The following is a 19467-nucleotide window of genomic DNA, read 5'->3' as shown; positions in this document are numbered from 1 at the left end:
AATGTATGAATAGAAGAGTAGTAATTACAGGAATGGGAGCTGTAACTCCCCTTGGAAATAATGTAAAGGATTTCTGGGAAGGAATCAGCAGCGGAAAAAATGGAATTGCAAGAATTACCCATTTTGATCCGGAAGTTCAAAAGGCTAAAAATGGCGGAGAGGTAAAAGATTTTGTTTTTCATGATAAGAAGGAAGCAAGAAGAACGGATCTTTACTCACAGTACGGTGTTACCGCAGCCAAAGAGGCCATGGAAGACAGCGGACTGATCAGCGGTGAGAACATTGACCCGGATCGTCTAAGCGTGCTTGTTGGTTCAGGCATCGGCGGTATTATGACGCTGGAAAGCGAAGTTTTCAAGGCGGCAGAGAAAGGTACTGTATCTAGAGTATCTCCATTTTTGGTAACCTCCGTCATCGGAAATATCCTGGCGGGAAATATCGCCATTGAATGTAACGCAACAGGTAGCTGTATCGGAATCGTAACAGCTTGCGCTACCGGTACTCAGGCCATCGGTGAAGCATATCGCTCAATCAAGCACGGATACACCGACGCAGTGATTGCAGGAGCTTCGGAGGCACCATTTGCACCGGTCTGCTTCTCCGGATTTGCCAATATGACAGCGCTGTCCACAAGAGAGGATGCGGATCGCTGTTCCACACCCTTTGACAAAGAAAGAGACGGATTTGTAATGGGTGAGGGTGCAGGAATCGTAATTCTGGAGGATTATGAGCATGCAGTTTCCAGAGGGGCAAAAATCTACGCAGAAGTAGTAGGCTACGGCACTACCTGTGATGCACACCATGTGACCATGCCCAGTCCTGACGGTTCAGGAGCTGCAAAGGCAATGGAACAGGCCATTGCGGAAGCCGGAATTGAACCGTCTGAAGTCAGCTATATCAATGCCCACGGAACCAGCACCCCTTATAATGACCTCTTTGAAACAAGAGCCATTAAGAAGGTATTCGGCGAAGCGGCTTACAAAGTTCCTGTCAGCTCAACAAAGAGCATGATCGGGCACATGCTGGGTGCAGCCGGGGTGGTAGAAGCAATCATATGTGTCAATGCCATGCGGGATGGAATCATTCCTCCCACCATCAATTATCAGTTCCCCGATGAGGAGCTTGATCTGGACTACGTACCGAATATTGCCAGAAAGCAGGAGCTAACCTATACCATGTCCAATTCTTTCGGATTCGGCGGGCACAACGGCGTTCTGCTATTAAAGAGGTTTGAGAAGTGATATTAAACAGAGACCAAATACAGGAAATCATACCCCATAGAGATCCGTTCCTGCTCATCGATGAAATCGTTGAGATGGAAATCGGAAAGCGGGTAGTTGCAATAAAATATGTAAAAGAGGAAGAATACTATTTTAAAGGTCACTTTCCTCAGGAAAAGGTCATGCCCGGTGTGCTCATTGTGGAAGCGCTGGCTCAGGCCGGTGCTGTTGCAATCCTTTCCATGGAAGAGCATCGCGGCAAGATTGCATATTTCGGCGGGATCAAGGAAGCGAAATTTCGCCAGAAGGTGTTTCCCGGTGATACCCTACGTCTTGAAGTGGAGCTGGATCGCATGAGAAGCAAGGCAGGATTCGGAAAGGCTGTGGCGTATCTGGGAGACAAAGTCGCATGTAAGTGCGAGATCATGTTTGCCATCGGATCATAGGAGAAGCGACATGGATATCGCGAAGAAATTAAACAGTATATTGGTGAACCTTTTTAATAGCGTGCTTAAGATGGAGGAAGAAGCGATCAAGAATTCCTCCAAGCATAACCTGTCCATCACAGAAGTTCATACCCTTGCCGCCATCGGCACAGGGAAGCCGAAAACGATGACCCAGGTTGCGGCTACTCTTAAGATCAATGTGAGCACGCTGACCACCGCCATTAATAAGCTGGTGGATAAAAAGTATGTAAACCGCTTTCGCGTTCCTGAGGATCGAAGGATTGTTAAAATTGAATTAACGGAGGACGGTGTTGAAGCCGTTCAGGAGCACGAGGAGTTTCATAGAGCGATGATCAATCAGGTCATCACAGAATTAAATGAGGAGGAACAGGCGATTTTGGTACAGTCACTAGATAATATTCATGACTTCTTCAAGAGGCAGAGATTGAAGTCCGTAAGCGGCGACGGGCCGCGGGAACTTCAACCCTTGGCGCTTGGTGATGTTACCATACCCGTCCCTGTTTTTCAGGGTGGAATGGGTATTGGAGTATCTCTTTCCGGGCTGGCTTCGGCTGTCGCGCGATGCGGAGGCGTAGGCGTGATTTCAGCAGCACAGATTGGATTTAGAGAACCGGATTTTTATACAAATCCTAAGGAAGCCAACATTAGGGCCCTGAAAAAAAATATAAGAGAAGCAAAAGAAGCGGTTAAGGATGTGATCGGCAAAGGGCTCATTGCTGTCAATCTGATGTGCGCCAGCAGGAATTATGACGACTTTGTAAAAGCTTCCGTTGAAGCGGGGGTGGATATGATCATCTCCGGTGCAGGACTTCCAACGTCCCTTCCCGGCCTTGTAAAGAACAGTAAGGTAAAGATTGTTCCCATCGTATCCTCCGCAAGAGCGGCAGCTCTGATCATAAAGAGCTGGACCAAAAAGTACAATCGGGTGCCGGATGCGATCCTCTTTGAGGGGCCCAAGGCTGGAGGCCACCTGGGATTCAAGGAAGAACAGCTGGAAGATGCCCAGGAACATTTCTATGAGACCATCATGGAGATCAAAGAGGAAATTGAGGATCTGCAGGATTGCCCCCTCATTGTAGCAGGCGGCATTTATACAAAGGAAGATCTCCAGAAGGCATTGGCATATGGAGCGGACGGTGTGCAGATGGGAACTCGTTTTGTAACGACAGAGGAATGTGATGTCCATCCGAATTTCAAGCAGGCTTATCTGAATGCAAAGGAAGAGGATATGGTTGTCATCAAAAGCCCGGTGGGAATGCCCGGAAGAGCCATACGAACACCTTTCACCGAGCGGGTTGAGGTTGGTAGAATCCCTCCGGAAAAATGCAACCGCTGCCTAGTTCCCTGCAAAGCGGAGGAAGCTCCTTACTGCATTACGCAGGCTCTGATCAACGCCGCAAACGGAGACATCGATCACGGACTTGTCTTTTCTGGAAGCAATGCTTATAGAGCAGAGAAGATAGAAACAGTTGAGGATATCTTCCGGGAGCTGACAGGGAAAGACTAATTTGGAAATGGCATTGCGCTAAGAGGTCAATAAGTGAAGATTAGAAAACGCCGGGAATGTCAGTGGTGCAGTCCGGCGTTTTTTTCGTTTGGGGTTCTTAAGCTATGTTTTTACAGCTGCCCTACCTGGCCGGCTGCAAATAAGCAAGCAATCCGTTGGCCATATAATCTCCCATCATCGTGGCGTACCTAAGGTTACTTTCTATGATTTCAAAGTCCTGTTCATAATTCTCTGCCTTGATTGCCTCAAGGCCTGATAGCCCGTTTTCAAGAAGTTTCGTTAAAAGGCCTTCCCATTGCTCTTTGCTCCAATAGGGATTGATGCCGGCTAAAAAGCTGGAGATATTGTCAATATCCCTATAAATTGCAGGCAGGGATTGGTTCAGGGCGGTTTCGTCAGAGGCGAAATACGCGTCAATAGCTTGGATGATATCTACCAGGAATTGCAAGATCAACGTTTCAAACTGTTCAGATACTTCTGAACCGAAAAAAGGCTCGAGCTTAGATTCAAAGTGATGTGCAATGTGATAGATCCTATTCCTCGTGGCTTCCTTCAGCTTATCCATACCGGTTGCAGAGCTTAGTGCATAACCTCTTAAGTAGAAGGTAACGTCAGTCCAGAGCGTCCGGAAATCGTTGATTAGATTCATTTGTCCATATGTAAGGCATTCTTCTTGGTTGTAATGAACGTTACTCATATCGGATCTCCTCCAACCAATAATTCTTGAATCGTTTGAATCGGATGTTCCTCCGGAACCAAATAATGCATGACGCCGGCTGCTGTGTAATCTCCAAGGAGTCTGGCTTGGCGAAAGATTCGATCTCTGATATCAATCTCTTTTTCATACTCGCTTCCGATTAATGCAACCTCTTCAGCAATGATCATTTCGTTCAACCCATTCAGAAGACTTAGCCACTGGTTTTTAGACCAGTATGGATTCACACTGGCAAGATAATCAGCAAGCTCATCGGAGATTCTATACAATGAAGTAACCGCATTGTCTACGGTGACTGGATCCTTATAGTATAATGCTGTAATCATGGTTTGCATATTAACGATGTACCATAGGAGGAGCTGCTGGATGTTCTGCGCAATTTCCATACCGAAAAACGGTTGTAGCTTATCCTTGAAGTCATCTGCTATGCGGTACAAGCGATTCGAGATGGCCTTCGAATCACTGAATTCGGTGATGGTACTCACCATAAAGGACCGAAGCCAGATGGCGATTTCTGTCCATAGCATTCGGAAATCATTAATGATATTCATCTGACCGTAAGTAATGTATCCGCTTGCGGGGTTAGTTGATTCAGTCAATGCAATCTGCTCCTTTAAGAAATAAGTAATACATAGTATGAAGTTCTAAGCAGTAACGTTCCTCTAAACCGCGGGCGAACCGATGAAACCAAGCCTGCTGTGAAGTAGATCTCACGCCAATATTTGACATAGAGCCGCAATATAAACAAAAAACCGCAGGGGTATCCTGCGGCAGAAGATGGCCTCATAAAACGGAAACTCAGCGTTCCTCATTGGTACTCAAGGTCATGATCTTATCCATTCTGACGTCCGTTGGGTCTGCGGGAATGCATTGCAGCACCTGAAAATCATAAGCAAGTGCAAGTTTAAAGGCTTTTGCGGGAAGCTGTGCGAGATAGCGATCATAGCAGCCTTTCCCACAGCCGATTCGATTTTCAAACTGATCGAAGACCGTACCGGGTACAATGATCAAGTCGATGGAGTTTGGATCCGCTTCTTTGCAGCGTTCCGGATTTGGCTCTGCAATTCCATATTTCGAGATAATCAAACAGTTCTCAAGAGGACCCTCTTTTGGTATCGCATAAGCGATCATTCGGAAATCATCGCTTATATAAGGGAGCAGCAGCTTCTTATCTGAGCTCCGTATAAGCTCTATGATCTCATTGGTGGGCACTTCATTGCGGAAATCCATGTAGAGCATGACCGTATCCGCGTTTTCATATTCCTCCATCAGCAGAAGCCTTTCAGCTGCCTTCCCTCCGGCTCTCTTTAGGATTTCGGCAGGTAAAGTCGCTCTTCTTTCCAAAATTTTTTTTCGTATTTCATTTTTGTCTGGCATTACGCAAGGCTCACCTTCTTCTCAACATTTTTCTGTAGCATATATTAGCATATTTTGATGCACCATTCTATCTATATTTTAAAAAATTTTTAATGGAGGGAACCATTGAAATTATGGGATTTTATGGATAATATTTTTAACGAGAGCCAGATGTTTGGGGATAGCAGAATTGTACCGAAACACAGCATACTAATCACGTTTTCTGCCTGCTTTTCAGTTGACAGAGCTTTCGTGCATTGATAAACTACAATTAATCAGAACTTACTGAAAAATTAGAAAAGGCAATGGTGCAAAAGAAGCGCCGATTTTCGGAATTCATAAAGGAATAGGTTTCTCCGGGTGATCTCAAGAGGGGGGCGCTTTGCGGACAATGGACAAGGGTCGTGCTGCATGCGGCAAGTGCCCGCTTTTAAAGGAGAAGGCGAAGAAATAGAGCAGTTTCTGCCTATCCTGACATATTGGGATAGGCTTTTTATTATTCGGAAATATCGGTTCAGAGATACAAAAGAGCCGCGCAAAGAGAGGTTCCCTGCACCATAAAAATTCATAAACCTGTGTTTCTAAACTGGGCTGTCAAGGTCCTGAATGATAAAGTTAAATGAAAGAGGCATTTTCTAGGAGGTTTTCATGAAAAAACTAAAAAAGATGACGCTGAACATCAACGGCGCAGACAGAATGTTCATCTGCGATCCGGAGAAAGACACGCTGGCTACAGTGATTCGGAGACTGGGACTCACCGGAACAAAAGTTGGCTGCGGTACGGGAGTTTGCGGATCATGTTCATTGATCCTCAATGGCAAGGTAATCCGTTCTTGTACCAAGAAAATAAAAACTTTGGAAGAATATAGCACGGTAACGACCATTGAAGGAATCGGAACTCCAACCCATCTTCACCCACTGCAGGTCGCTTTCATGAATCATGGTGCGGTACAGTGCGGATTCTGTTCCCCCGGTTTTATCGTGTCAGCCTATGCGCTACTTGAGGATAATCCGGCACCTACCAGAGAGGATGTCAGAGATTGGTTCCAGAAACATAGAAACATCTGTAGATGTACCGGGTACAAGCAAATCGTAAATGCAGTAATGGAAGCCGCAAAGGTTCTTCGTGGTGAATGTGATATCGAAGATATTAAAGTAAAGCTGCCGGAAAACAAAGAGTACTATGGGCTTCCGCTGGTACGGCCTGCGGCGCTGGCCAAGGTCTGCGGCGTTTGTGACTATGGTGATGATATCGAACTTAAGATGCCTGAGAGCACCCTTCACGTCGTAATGGTCCAGCCTAAGGTTGCTCATCATGCGAAGATCCTGAAAATCAACACTGAGGAAGCTGAAAAGATGCCCGGTGTCTATAAGATCATTACTCATAAGGACGTAAAAGGCTCCAACCGGCTGAATTTCTTCCAGTTCTCGCCCCGTTGCCTCGCGACAGAACAGACCCATATTCTCCTTGCCGAAGACAAGATCTTTAACTACGGAGATATCGTAGCCCTCGTTGCAGCGGATACAAAAGAGCATGCGAGAGAGGCAGCTGCAAAGGTCACCATAGATTTCGAACAGCTCCCCGAATACCTGAATTATCTGGAAGCTGCTATGCCTGATGCCATGCGCATCCATGATGACCATCCAAATGTATGGTCTGCTCAGCCTACCATAAAAGGAACGGGACATGAAACACCAGCCCTTTTTGATGAAGCACCACACGTTGTAGAAGGAAGCTTTCACTCAACCAGAGAGCCTCATATGCCCATAGAAGGGGATACGGTGCAGGCTTACTGGGGTGATGACGGAATGCTCACTGTTCACTGCAAAGCTATGGCGATCTACGCAAATATTGGGGATATCGCAGAAGCCACAGGTGTGCCTGCAGAGCAGGTTAGAGTGGTGCAGAATCCGACGGGCGCAACCTTTGGATGGGGTATTGCGGGAGCGACATATTCCTTGGCAGCAATCGCGTGCATGGCTTGCGACGATCTTCCGGTAGCATTCTCTATGACCTACGGAGAATTTATGGCGTTTTCCGGTAAGCGAGCACCTTCCTATACCAATGCACGTCTGGCTTGTGATGAAGAGGGTAAGATTCTTGCGGCAGAATGGGACTGCGGATTGGATCACGGAGCGTACAACGAGCTGGGAGATGACCTGACTTGGAGACCTGCAAGATTCATGTTCTTCCCTTACAACGTACCAAACGTTATGGGGTTGACGAGAGTTGCCTGCACCAACCACGCTTACGGAACGGCATATAGAGGCTACGGTTCTCCTCAGGCATACACTGCATCAGAAGCGCTGATGGACATGATGGCGGAAAAGCTTGGCCTGGATCCATTTGAAATTCGGTGGAGAAATATCGCAAGACCGGGAGATTTGAATATTAACAGCTATCCCTTCGTAAACTATCCGATGGAAAAGATTATGGAGATCATGAAACCGATCTATGATAAGGCGGTGGAACGATGCAAGGCTGAGGACACCCCGGAAAAGAGAAGGGGTGTGGGAATCGCATGGGGCGGATACAATGTAACAGAAGGCAGTGCGGACCAGTGCACCATTGCCCTTGAGCTTCGTGAGGACGGAAAGTTTGTAAAGTATGACACCTGGCAGGATCAAGGCCAGGGCGGAGACGTAGGCTCACTTCAGTGTACACTGGAAGCGCTGAAGCCGCTGGGTGTTTCAATTGACGACATCGTTCTGATCCAGAATGACAGCAAATATTGCCCGGACTCCGGTGCGACAGCATCCTCCAGGCAGCACTATATGAACAGCAAGACTTCAAAGATGGCGGCAGACCAGCTCATCGCAGCTATGACCAAGCCGGACGGCACCTACAGAACACATGCGGAAATGGTAGCTGAAGGTATCCCTACCAAGTACGAGGTACAGTATCTGAATCCAAGTGATCCCGATCTTTGCGATCTGGACCCCAATACTGGTGTAGGAAACCCAACCCCCGACTTCACCTATGCGATGTTCCTCTCAGAGGTGGAGGTAGACACGAGAACTGGAAAGACTACAGTAATCAGCTATACCTGTGTTGATGATGTAGGTGTGATCGGAAACATCGATTCCGTCAACGGTCAGGCATATGGCGGATTGTCCCACTGCATCGGCTTTGCGCTGTCCGAGAATTATGATGACGTAAAGAAGCATAACAATCCTCTGGGAGCCGGAATTCCTACAATCAAGGATATCCCGGACGATTTCAATATCATCCATTTGGTAACGCCTCGTGAAAAGAACCCCTTCGGTTCCTCCGGTGCGTCGGAAGCCTTCCAGTCAGCGGGTCATATGGCAGTAATTAACGCCATTTATAATGCCTGCGGCGTAAGAATTTACGAGCTTCCCGCATCACCTGAGAAAGTAAAAGCAGGGCTTGAAAAGCTGGCAAACGGTGAAACGATCAACCCGCCTAAAAAATACTTCTTGGGTTCGGATTTCTATGAGGAAATGGAATATATCAAGAACAATCCGGTTTAAACCGAACACGAAATATCAGCGGGCCGGTCTGCTAGGCGCAGGCCGGCCTGTGTTTCATAGACTTGACAGAAACTGGGCATGCTTGGACGAAATGAAGGTGAAACAATGGAACAACAACTGAAAAACTTCAAAAACTGTCTGCAGAAGGAGATTCCTTTTTGTGCAGCTGAGTGTCCATTTCATCTGGACATTCTGGATTTTATCGAGAAGATGAAACGGGGAGGCTTCAAGGGTGCGTTCAAAACATACCGCAATGCCGTTGGGTTTCCTGCTATTGTATCAAGCATTTGCCCTGAGCCATGCAAAGGGGTCTGCCCTCGAAAAGATTCCGATGCGTCCATAGAACTAAGGCTCCTGGAGCAGGCCTGCGTGACCTACACCGGAGACCGAAGTCCGACGGATTATAATCTGCCCATGAAGAAAAAAAAGGTGGCAGTCATCGGGGCTGGGCCAAGCGGCTTAGCCTGCGCACTGCGCCTTTGCATGAAAAAATATGAAGTTGAAATCTTTGAAGAAAAGGACCGGATCGGCGGGACGCTATGGGAGCTTTTAGATCCGGAGATTTTTCTTTCTGACATAAAAGAACAATTCCAACATGAAGACTATACGCTCCATTTGAATACGCCTGTTCAAAGCATCCATGAGCTGGCAGAACGCGGCTTTGATGCCGTCTATGTGGCAACCGGTCTTGGAGGTGAGGACTTTGGACTTCTCACAGAACAGGATGGATTTTGCGCGTTCCATGGCGGCGCTGGATGGTTTGCGGGAGGAGGATTGGCAGGGGCGGATCCGATTTACGCATTGGCAGACGGACTTCATATGGGTACAGTGATCGATAGTTTTCTGAAGACAGGAAATCTGCTTTATCCTCTGAATGAGCGCAAGACAGCCATGTGCCTGAATCCATCAAAATTAACGGTGAAAGAGCTGGTAACGCCTGCGAGTGAAGGTGGTTACAGCAGGGAGGAGGCAACGCAGGAGGCGGCCCGCTGTCTGGAATGTCAATGCGATTTTTGCCGCACCTACTGTGATTTGACCGCGTTTTACAACAAGTGGCCTTTGAGAATCAGAGACGAGATTTTGGCGACGACACTTCCAGGATCAGCGGAGGTGAAGGCTACTCCGGCGAAACGGCTGCTGAGCACATGCAACCAGTGCGGACTCTGCAAGGAGACGTGCCCCGAGGAGGTCGACGTTGGCGGTCTGATTCTCGAGGGAAGAAAGAGCATGCACAGGCAGAAGAAAGCGCCCTGGGTATTTCATGATTTCTGGCTGCGGGATATGGACTTTGCAAACAGCAGTCTGGCTGCAGTTTGCAAGGGATCTCCTTACAATGTTGGAAAGACGCTGGAATCGGGAACCCAAGAACCCACATCTGCTGAAGAGCTTGTTCGTTATGCTTTTTTTCCCGGATGCCAGCTGGGTGCCAGTGATCCGGAACTTGTGGAAAAGACTTATGCCTATCTCCTTGACAGGAATCCCGGTACAGGGCTGCTGCTTCAATGCTGCGGCGCACCCGCGGAGTGGTCGGGAGACGAGGAGAAGCATCAGGGTGAACTCGATTCCATCAAAAACCGATGGGAGGAGCTTGGATATCCAGTACTGATTATGGCCTGTCCTACCTGCGAGAAGAAGTTTAAAACCTATCTTGAGGAGATTCCTGTAATCTCACTTTATGAGATTCTGGATGGCTGGGGCGGTGCGCAATTAATAGATCCTGCGAAGCGGCCTTTGATCGAAACTGCGAAGCGACCTTCCAAGTTCCGCCTCTCTGAGGTCGGCGCTTCAGGGGCCGCTTGTGAAGGCCTTCTCTCTGAGGCTGGCTCTTCCGAGAAAATGATGACCTATTCTATCTTTGATGCCTGTGCCTCAAGGCATGAGCCTGAGATGAGAGCCTCGGTCAGACGGGTGGCAGAACGATTGGGGTATGCACTTGAACCTCTCACAGAAAATGATGACAATCCCCGCTGCTGCAGCTTTGGCGGACAACCTGCTGTTGCGAATCCCGAATATGCTTCTTTTGTAACCCAAAAGAGAATCTCTGAATCAGATCGCCCCTATATTACGTACTGTATCAACTGCCGCGATGTATTTCTTGATGCGGGAAAGGAAACAGTACACGTCCTTGATCTGTTTTTTGGAAGAGAAACCCCTGTAATACTGCCTACGGTAAGCCAGAGAAGAGGAAACAGAATTCTCTTGAAGGAAAGAATCTTGGAAGCCTACTGGGGGGAAGACGGTTCGGCTTCAAGGAAAAGCGGTGTGAAGCTGGAGATTTCTGCTGAGCTGTCTGAAAAGCTGAGCAGAGGGCGAATTTTAGAAGAAGACATTGCGTCGGCAGTGGAATTTTGTCAGCGAACAGGCAGACGTGTGCACCATCCTGACAAGGGGAGCTACAGCGGCTATAAAGAGGTAGGCTATACGACATACTGGGTGGAATACCGTGAAAAGAGCGATCTTGATTTTGAGCTTCTGAATGCTTACGCTCATCACATGAAGATCGAGCTGGAAGCTGTGTGGAACGGGAAAAAAATGGACGTAGATCAGTAGATGTTTTGCTCGTGGTGAAAGCGAGGATGTTATTTGCAATTGTCCAGGAAAACTAGGAACAAAACGGTTGAATTGAGCGGATTTGTCGGTGCTTTTTAGTTGACAGAGAAGGTGTTTTGCTGGTAGACTACAATTGTTCTAGAGGCAACTAAACACGAATCTCCGGCTTTGTATCTGCGGCGGCAGTCAAACGGCCGATTGTTCTCTATTTTGCGGTAAGAGAGCAAGAGAAACGGAGGTGTACTTTTTGTTTTAAGCTAACGATTAAACTTGAAAACAAAGAGGAAATTTTAGGAGGTTCTTATGAAACAGTTGAAAAAAATGACCCTGAACATTAATGGTGCTGATCGTATGTTCATCTGTGATCCCGAAAAGGACACACTGGCAAGCGTATTGCGCCGTCTTGGTCTGACGGGTACAAAAGTCGGCTGCGGCACAGGTGTATGCGGCGCCTGTTCCACCATTCTCGACGGAAAAGTAATCCGTTCCTGTACCAAGAAAATTAAAACAGTTAAAGAATACAGCTCAGTGATTACCATTGAAGGCCTTGGAAATCCAATGAATCCTCACCCGATTCAGGCTGCCATGGTCCATCTGGGCGCTGTACAGTGCGGTTTTTGTATGCCTGGGTTCATCGTCTCTGCTTATGGACTGCTGACCAGCAATCCAAGTCCAACCAGAGAAGATGTCCGCGACTGGTTCCAGCAGCACAGAAATGTCTGCAGATGTACAGGCTATAAACAGATCGTAGACGCAGTTATGGAAGCTGCCGCTATTATGCGCGGAGAGAAGACCATTGCTGATATCGCCTATGATTATAAAAAGGACGTGGGGAATTATTACGGAAAACCCCTGGCCAGACCCAACGCTTTGGCAAAAGCCTGCGGTGTTTGTGACTACGGCGACGATATCGAACTAAAAATGCCGGCGGAAACTCTGCATGCTGTTCTTGTTATGCCAAGAGTTGCAAACCATGCAAGAATTCTGAACATCGATTACAGTGAGGCTGAAAAAATGCCCGGCGTTGTTAAGGTGATTACCTCCAAGGATGTGGATGGTGCCAACCACCTGATGATGTTCCAGTTCTCCCCGAGAACCACTGCGATGGAGCAGGTACATAAACTTCTGGCAGATGAGAAGATCATTAACTGGGGAACGGTTGTTGCTATGGTAGTTGCAGATACGAAAGATCATGCAAAGGAAGCGGCGGATAAGGTTAAGGTTGAAATCGAGCAGCTTCCTGAATATATGAACTATCTGGATGCGGTTATGCCTGATGCCATGAGGATTCATGACAGTATGGACAACACCTTTACCTGGCAGCCGCTGTTCAAGGGCGATACGGACAGAATCCCTGATATGATCGAAGAAGCTCCGCACGTAGTGGAAGGAAGCTTCTATTCATCAAGAGAGCCCCACATGTCCATTGAAGGCGACACCGTTCAGGCATATTATGACGAAGACGGGCTCCTCACAGTACAGTGCAAAGCGATGACCACTTACTTTGACAGAGATGATATTGCGCAGGCGGTTGGTCTCCCTGTGGAACAGATTCGTGTCGTTGAGAACCCCACCGGTGGCTCCTTCGGCTGGGCAATGAACGCGACCTCTTACTCACTTGCTGCAATTGCCTGCAAGGTGACGCAGCAGCCCATCGCACTTTCCATGGATTATTCCCAGTTCATGGCACTCAGCGGCAAGCGTTCCCCTGCTTATATGAATGCACGTCTGGCGTGTGATGCTGACGGAAAAATCATTGCAGGTGAGTTTGATGCTGGTATGGACCACGGATATGACCCGGCTCTTGGCGACGATAAAGTCATTAAGATTGCCCGGTTCATGTTCTTCCCATACAATGTGCCCCATGTTCTTGGACTGGGAAGAGTTGCGGTAACCAACCATGCCTTCGGCGTTCCCTATCGAGGCTACGGTGCTCCACAGGCATATACCTGCGGTGAAGCCCTCATCGATATGATGGCCGAAGAAATCGGAATGGACCCCTTCGAATTCCGATACAAGAATATTGCCAGAGAAGGCGAAACCAATATTAACAGCTCAGAGTTCCTCCAGTATCCTATGGAGGAAATGATGGATAAAATGAAGCCTCTCTATGACAAGGCTGTTGCAGAAGCAAAAGCTGCGGATACACCGGAAGTACGCCGCGGAGTAGGCCTTGCATGGGGCGGGTACAACGTAGGACTTGGATCAGACGACTTTGCCAATGCAGCCATTGAGCTAACAAGTGACGGAAAGTTCATCAAATATGATACCTGGCAGGATCAGGGACAGGGCGGAGATCAGGGTTCCCTGATGTGTACTCTGGAGGCTCTGAAGCCTTATTTCCCGGACGTTCTGCCTACAGACATCAAGTTGATTCAGGCCGACACCAAATATTGCCCCAATACAGGGGAATCTGCCGGTTCCAGATCCCATTTCGCCAATGGAAAGGCCAGCATCCTTGCTGCTCAAAATCTTGCTAACGCAATGCGTAAGGAAGACGGTACTTACCGTACCTATGACGAAATGATCCAGGAAGGCATCCCGACCAAATATGAAGGAAACTGGGTTGCAGAGGCAGAATGGGATAATTTCAGACTGCTTGATCCGAATACCGGAGTGGGAAGCCCCACCTACGCTTATACCTATGCACTGTTTATGTCAGAGGTAGAGGTAGAGGTTGCAACAGGCAAAACCACTGTAATCGGAATGACCTGCGTGGACTGGGTAGGAAGAGTCGGAAACATTCAGGCTGTAAACGGCCAGGCGTACGGCGGAATCTCTCATGCGATCGGGTTTGCCCTGAAGGAAAATTATGAGGACGTCAAGAAGCACAACAACATCTATTCTGCCGGCGTTCCATATATCAAGGACATTCCTGATAAGATCGACGTGCTCCACATGGACGGATTTGATGAAAGAGGACCCTTTGGCTCTTCCGGAGCTTCTGAGGCATTCCAGTCGTCTGACCATGTTGCAGTAATCAATGCCATCAATAATGCCTGCGGTGTAAGAATTTACGAGCTGCCTGCTTCTCCTGATAAGGTTAAGGCAGGACTTGACATCATCGCAGCCGGAGGAAAAGTGCAGCCGCCGAAAAAGTATTTCCTTGGCTCTGACTTCTATGAGGAGCTGGAAAAGATCAAGGCAAATCCAGTATAAAAACAGGATCATGAACGGATAAGACCACTATTGGCGGACTCCTCTCAATCGATGAGGGGTCCGTCTCTAGTGGTCATTTTGTAGTATTTCGGTGCTATATGTGATAAAATATGAGCAACAAATCGTTGTTTTGGCGAACAGGAGTTTACAGTGGAGAAGTATTTTAGACAATATGATCGCTGCAGGCAGAATGAAAAACCATTCTGCACCCATGCGTGCCCCTTTCATGTAGATGTGCTGGACTTTCAGACGAAAATGGAAAAGAACAATTACAATGCCGCTTACAAAACCTTCCGCAATGCGGTGGGATTCCCTGATGTGGTAGCTGCGCTGTGTTCTGAGTATTGCGCTGAGGCATGTCCCAGAAAGGATCTGGATCAGTCGGTGCAGCTGAACCTTCTGGAAAAGACTTGTGTTGCAAAAGCCACACGAAAGGACCCCACGGATTATAATGTGCCGCTGAAAAAGCGCAAAATTGCCATAGTCGGGGCGGGAATCAGCGGACTTGCATGCGCTTTGCGGCTCGCTCAGAAAAAATATGAAGTCACGGTTTATGAAAAAACTGGACGCTGGGGCGGAATGCTTTGGGATCTGCTGACATCGGAACTCTTTCTTGCCGACATTGAACGGCAATTGCAATTTGAAACATACGATCTCCATTTCAATACAGAGATCGCATCAATAGAAGAACTTTTGGATCAGGATTTTGAAGCGGTATATGTCGCCACAGGAAAAGGGGGCAGTAGCTTCGGGGTTCTGGATCAGGAGCAAGGGCACTGTACCATCGTAAAACGGGACGGTGCAGAGTCCACCGCCATGGCGGTATTCGCGGGAGGCAGCTTGACCGGAAAAGATCCGATCCGGGCAATGGCGGATGGGCTGGATATGGCTTGGGCCATCGAGGTCTTTCTTAAGACCGGCCGACTGGAATACCCCTCTGCGCCTCCTGCATGCAGGTCTGCGTCAGACCCGGATAAGCTGATCAGGACAGAAGCTGTGAGTCCGTCTGACGGCTGTATTTATACCGACGAGGAGGCTTCTTTGGAGGCGGGCAGGTGTATCCGCTGCCAATGCGATGCCTGCATGAAATATTGCGATGTTTGTGCATATCATAACAAATGGCCTATGAGAATTCGGGATGACATTATGTCCACCGTGGCTTTTTCCACCTCTGAATCCATGATGAAGAAGACCCCTGCCAAACGCTTAATGAATACGTGTACCCAATGCGGTCTTTGTGAAGAGGTTTGTCCTGAGGAGATTGAAATCGGGAGAATGCTGCTGGAGGCACGAAGAAGTTTGCACAAGCAGGGTACTCTGCCGGGAGCATACCATCAATTTTGGATCAGGGATATGGCGTTTGCAAGCAGTGAGGCGGCAGCTTTAACAAGAAGGGCGCCTCAGCCGCTTTGGAAGAGAGAGGGCGCTTCCCAAGGGACACCAACGGACACACGGTACGCTTTTTTTCCGGGATGTCAGCTGGGTGCGGCAGATCCACGTTATGTATCAGAACCGTATCGCCAGCTTCTGGAGAAGAGACCGGACACCGGATTGATGCTTCGCTGCTGCGGAATCCCTGCGGAATGGGCAGGAAATGAAGCGCTTCATGACGAGGAAATTGGCAAGCTCCGCAAGGAGTGGGAGGAACTTGGAAGACCGATCCTGATCCTGGCCTGTCCGTCCTGTCGAAAGCACCTGAAAGAATATCTTCCTGAAATAGAAACCACCAGCTTGTATGAAATTCTGGAACAGTGGTGCGGCGAGACCAAACGGGGAGACAGTGCCGCCGGACTGGGAGCCAGCGAAGTTTATTCCATCTTTGATCCTTGCTCTGCACGAAATAACATCCCAATGGAACAAGCGGTGAGAACCTTGGCTCTGCAGGCAGGAGTGCAAATAGAAGAGCTCCCCAAGGGCGACCTCCACGGCTGCTGCGGATATGGAGGACATGTATCAGAGGCCAATGCAGAATACGCCGCTTATGTGACCAAAAGCCGCGGCGCGCTCAGCGACAAACCGTACCTTACGTACTGCATCAACTGCCGGGATATCTTTAGGGGCGAGGGCAAGCCTGCACTGCATCTCCTTGACCTGATGTACGGCATCAATCCCATAGACAGCAAGCTGCCGAGCCTGACAGAACGAAGGAAAAACAGGGTCAGACTGAAAGAAACGCTGCTGACAGAAGTATGGAGAGAGACCATGGAAAAACAACAGCCGCAAAGTAAATATCGCCTCATAATAGGAGCAGAGGTTCAAGAAAAGATGGATCAGATGAAGATTCTGGAAGAGGATCTTCTGGAGGTGATTCAATTTGGTGAGACCTCAAAGCGGCGTACCTTTGATGAGGAGCAGGGAACCTACAGCTGCTACCGTGAGCTGGGCCATGTCACCTACTGGGTGGAATATCGTCAGAATGATGACGCGTATGAAGTCGTCAATGCGTACACCCATAGAATGAAAATCAAATTGGAGGGAGTCTGGAATGGAAGAAAAGTCAAAGCTGATCTGTGATCGGTGTAAAGTGGATATGACTGAATCTGAAGTGGAATTCAGCTATCTGAATCGTTCCTTTCGCCATAAGGTGCCGCGCTGTCCCAAGTGCGGACAGGTGTATATCCCTGAAAAGCTGGCGTCGGGCAGAATGAACGAAGTGGAAAAGATGCTGGAAGAAAAATAAGAGCGGAGATAGGAGCGTTAGAGAAATGAAGATACTCGGAACAACCCAAAGTATTTGCCCTGTCTGCCGGAAGCCTCTGGAGGGCCGATATGTATCTGAGGCAGGCAGTGTAATTCTCACCAAAACCTGTGAAGCGCATGGGATCTTTGAAACGGCAATCGCACAGCGGGAAGAGGATTATCTGCGTTGGACAGCCAATCCGTCCATCAATATTCCTCCGAAAAAAGCCATGACGCAAGGCGTTTCCGGCAGCTGCCCGCTCCATTGCGGGACCTGCAATGAACATTTGCAGACGGCCTGCTGTGTGCTAATCGATATTACAGAGCGGTGCAACCAGCATTGCCCCTATTGTTTTGCGAAGGCGGAAACGGACCTCTCTGGAGGATTTGGTCCGGGAGAGCCGGATCTCGAAGAAATCCGGCGGAAATATGATCTGCTGCTGGATTTAGGAGAAGAGCGAGCGTTTAATATCCAGCTTTCAGGCGGAGAGCCTACGGTAAGGAATGATCTGCCGGATATCATCCGAATGGGAAAAAGCAAGGGCTTTGAATTCATCCAGATCAATACCAATGGACGAAGAATTGCTCAGGAAGAGGGATATGCGCAAATTTTAAAGGATGCCGGTGCATCCGTTGCATTTCTTCAGTTCGACGGAACCGACGATGAGATTTATAGAGTGCTTCGCGGTGAGCCTCTTTTGGAGTTGAAAAAGAAAGCAGTGGAAAATTGCAGAAAGGCAGGGCTCCCTGTCACCCTCGTACCAACTGTTGTCAGGGATGTGAATCTGAAGAATATCGGTTCGATGATGGACTTCCTGCTTGAGAATGTGGATGTTGTGAAAGGCATTCACTTCCAGCCCGTCAGCTTTTTCGGCAGACATCCGGGGGAGAAGGAAAACCGGGTCACGATGTTTGATGTTATGAACGAGCTGGAACAACAGACTAAGGGAGCTTTTGCGGCAAGGGACTGCTATCCCATTACAACGGGCCATCCGCTCTGCTGCTTCCAAAGCTCTTATCAGAAACAAAAGGACGGTACGGTAAAAAGTCTTATCAATTACGGTACGAAAATGGAGGGTCTAAGCTGCTGTGAAGCCAAGGACCCCTTGGAGATTATCAAGAAGGATCGGGATTTTGTGCTGAATAAATGGCACATTCATGAGCCTTATCAGGAACAAAAGCAGGAAGAAAGCTGCTGCTGTAACAATCCTGCCGAATCCGAAGACCGCTCCGGTAAGTCCACTGAAACCTGCTGCTGCGGATCTACCGAAACCTTCTGCGAATCCACTGGATCCTGTGGCTGTGATGAAAGCAGCAGCGACTGTTGCTCCGATTCGCATGGGTGTGGCGGCACCAATGAGGAACTCTTGGACTTTGACCAGTTTCTGAATGAGCTGAGGAGAAATATGTTTTCCGTGTCCTGCATGGCTTTTATGGATGGCAGCAATCTTGATGCGGAGCGGCTGAAGCGCTGCAGAGTACAGGTTCTGTCCCCTGATGACAGGCTGATCCCCTTCTGCGCATACAACTCTATTTATAGGGAGGACCAACATGAATCAATTTAAGCCGGGAGAATTCAGAATTACGAAAAAAGCGATGGAGCAGTGGAAGCTGCCGAAAGGTGCAGCAGTCCTGGATATTGGCTGCGGACTCGGCGAAACCATGGAGTATCTCCAACAAGAATACGGATATCTCTGCAGTGGAATCGATCTTTCTCTGGAACGAATCAGAGAAGCTAAGGACCGAAATCCAGAGCTGAAGATACAATACGGAGACGGAGAATTCCTTGATGCATTTCCGTCCTACTCTTTCGACGGAGTGACTATGGAATGCGTACTTTCTGTCATTAATATTCCTGATGAGGCGCTGCATGAGGCATATTGTGTCCTCAAGAAGGGCGGCAGGCTTTTCATAAGTGATCTTTACATAAAAAATCCGGAACCTGGTTTTATTCAAGCTTTAAAAATAGAGGCCGCAAGGCAAAGCCAGAAACCCCATGGCGAGCACGAGTGCAGTACCGATTGCGAGGAGGAGCACAAGAACCGATTGGTTCCCTTCCGTTCTTCAGGACGTTTTTTGATCGAGCCGCTGATCGAGCAGCTTAAGGAAATCGGCTACCACAATATTAAGTGGGAGGACTGCGACGAAGAACTGGTGCGTTATGTGGCAGAAAAAATTATGGAAGATGGAAGCTTAGAGGGGTGCTTGTGCGAAGAGGCCCTTCATCCAAAGGATCAGTACAAAACTGGATATTTTATGCTGACAGCAGAAAAACCTCTCTAAAGGCATCAACGGACTTTGCAAATCAACGGGCTTTGC

Annotated in this window: 13 protein-coding genes; 10 read left to right on the top strand and 3 right to left on the bottom strand. The window is 48.3% G+C overall.

The genetic code is table 11. The annotated features are described in order from the left end of the window. Window positions 1-5: 5 nt before the first annotated feature. From fabF to FRZ06_15470, 3 genes are read left to right on the top strand one after another with little or no spacing between them, the layout of a single operon-like run. Window positions 6-1241 carry a beta-ketoacyl-ACP synthase II gene (fabF, locus tag FRZ06_15480; protein QOX64643.1) on the top strand — a complete coding sequence of 412 codons (1236 nt, stop codon included), beginning with the start codon at window positions 6-8 and terminating at the stop codon, window positions 1239-1241. Next, window positions 1238-1666 (top strand): beta-hydroxyacyl-ACP dehydratase, encoded by a 429-nt coding sequence (locus tag FRZ06_15475; protein QOX64642.1) that lies wholly within the window; start codon window positions 1238-1240, stop codon window positions 1664-1666. Before fabF ends, FRZ06_15475 begins: the two co-directional genes overlap by 4 nt. 10 nt (window positions 1667-1676) lie before the next feature. After that, window positions 1677-3194 (top strand): MarR family transcriptional regulator, encoded by a 1518-nt coding sequence (locus FRZ06_15470; protein ID QOX64641.1) that lies wholly within the window; start codon window positions 1677-1679, stop codon window positions 3192-3194. Between the two features lie 121 nt (window positions 3195-3315). On the opposite strand, the gene FRZ06_15465 is transcribed toward FRZ06_15470, so the two are convergent. From FRZ06_15465 to FRZ06_15455, 3 genes are all read right to left on the bottom strand, one after another. After that, a complete protein-coding gene (locus FRZ06_15465; GenBank protein QOX64640.1) occupies window positions 3316-3891 on the bottom strand; it encodes a hypothetical protein in 576 nt (191 codons plus the stop codon). Continuing rightward, the gene (locus FRZ06_15460; protein QOX64639.1) at window positions 3888-4508 is read right to left on the bottom strand and encodes a hypothetical protein; all 621 of its coding nucleotides are present in this window, start codon (window positions 4506-4508) and stop codon (window positions 3888-3890) included. The genes FRZ06_15465 and FRZ06_15460 overlap by 4 nt, the downstream gene beginning before the upstream one ends. A gap of 199 nt (window positions 4509-4707) precedes the next feature. After that, window positions 4708-5286, bottom strand: coding sequence for a 5-formyltetrahydrofolate cyclo-ligase (locus FRZ06_15455; GenBank protein ID QOX64638.1), 579 nt, complete (start codon window positions 5284-5286; stop codon window positions 4708-4710). Between the two features lie 627 nt (window positions 5287-5913). Here FRZ06_15455 and FRZ06_15450 point away from each other — a divergent pair. The 7 genes from FRZ06_15450 (at window position 5914) to FRZ06_15420 (ending at window position 19431) form a co-directional block, all read left to right on the top strand. Next, the gene (locus tag FRZ06_15450) at window positions 5914-8760 is read left to right on the top strand and encodes a molybdopterin-dependent oxidoreductase (GenBank protein ID QOX64637.1); all 2847 of its coding nucleotides are present in this window, start codon (window positions 5914-5916) and stop codon (window positions 8758-8760) included. 78 nt (window positions 8761-8838) lie between these two features. After that, window positions 8839-11310 (top strand): hypothetical protein, encoded by a 2472-nt coding sequence (locus FRZ06_15445; protein ID QOX64636.1) that lies wholly within the window; start codon window positions 8839-8841, stop codon window positions 11308-11310. A gap of 303 nt (window positions 11311-11613) precedes the next feature. Then, window positions 11614-14469 (top strand): molybdopterin-dependent oxidoreductase, encoded by a 2856-nt coding sequence (locus FRZ06_15440; protein ID QOX64635.1) that lies wholly within the window; start codon window positions 11614-11616, stop codon window positions 14467-14469. A gap of 150 nt (window positions 14470-14619) precedes the next feature. Next, on the top strand, window positions 14620-16983 hold the full coding sequence (locus FRZ06_15435; protein ID QOX64634.1) for an FAD-dependent oxidoreductase: 2364 nt from the start codon (window positions 14620-14622) through the stop codon (window positions 16981-16983). Beyond that, a complete protein-coding gene (locus tag FRZ06_15430) occupies window positions 16955-17149 on the top strand; it encodes a hypothetical protein (protein ID QOX64633.1) in 195 nt (64 codons plus the stop codon). Before FRZ06_15435 ends, FRZ06_15430 begins: the two co-directional genes overlap by 29 nt. Before the next feature lie 25 nt (window positions 17150-17174). After that, window positions 17175-18713, top strand: a complete 1539-nt coding sequence (locus FRZ06_15425; protein QOX64632.1) for a radical SAM protein — start codon at window positions 17175-17177, stop codon at window positions 18711-18713. Then, a complete protein-coding gene (locus FRZ06_15420; GenBank protein ID QOX64631.1) occupies window positions 18700-19431 on the top strand; it encodes a class I SAM-dependent methyltransferase in 732 nt (243 codons plus the stop codon). The genes FRZ06_15425 and FRZ06_15420 overlap by 14 nt, the downstream gene beginning before the upstream one ends. Window positions 19432-19467: the final 36 nt, after the last annotated feature.

The sequence above is a fragment of the Clostridiales bacterium genome (genome assembly GCA_015243575.1).
Lineage (GTDB): Bacteria > Bacillota > Clostridia > Peptostreptococcales > Anaerovoracaceae > Anoxybacterium > Anoxybacterium hadale.
The sequence above is the reverse complement of the archived record's forward strand: the minus strand, read 5'-3'. Positions and strand labels throughout refer to the sequence as shown.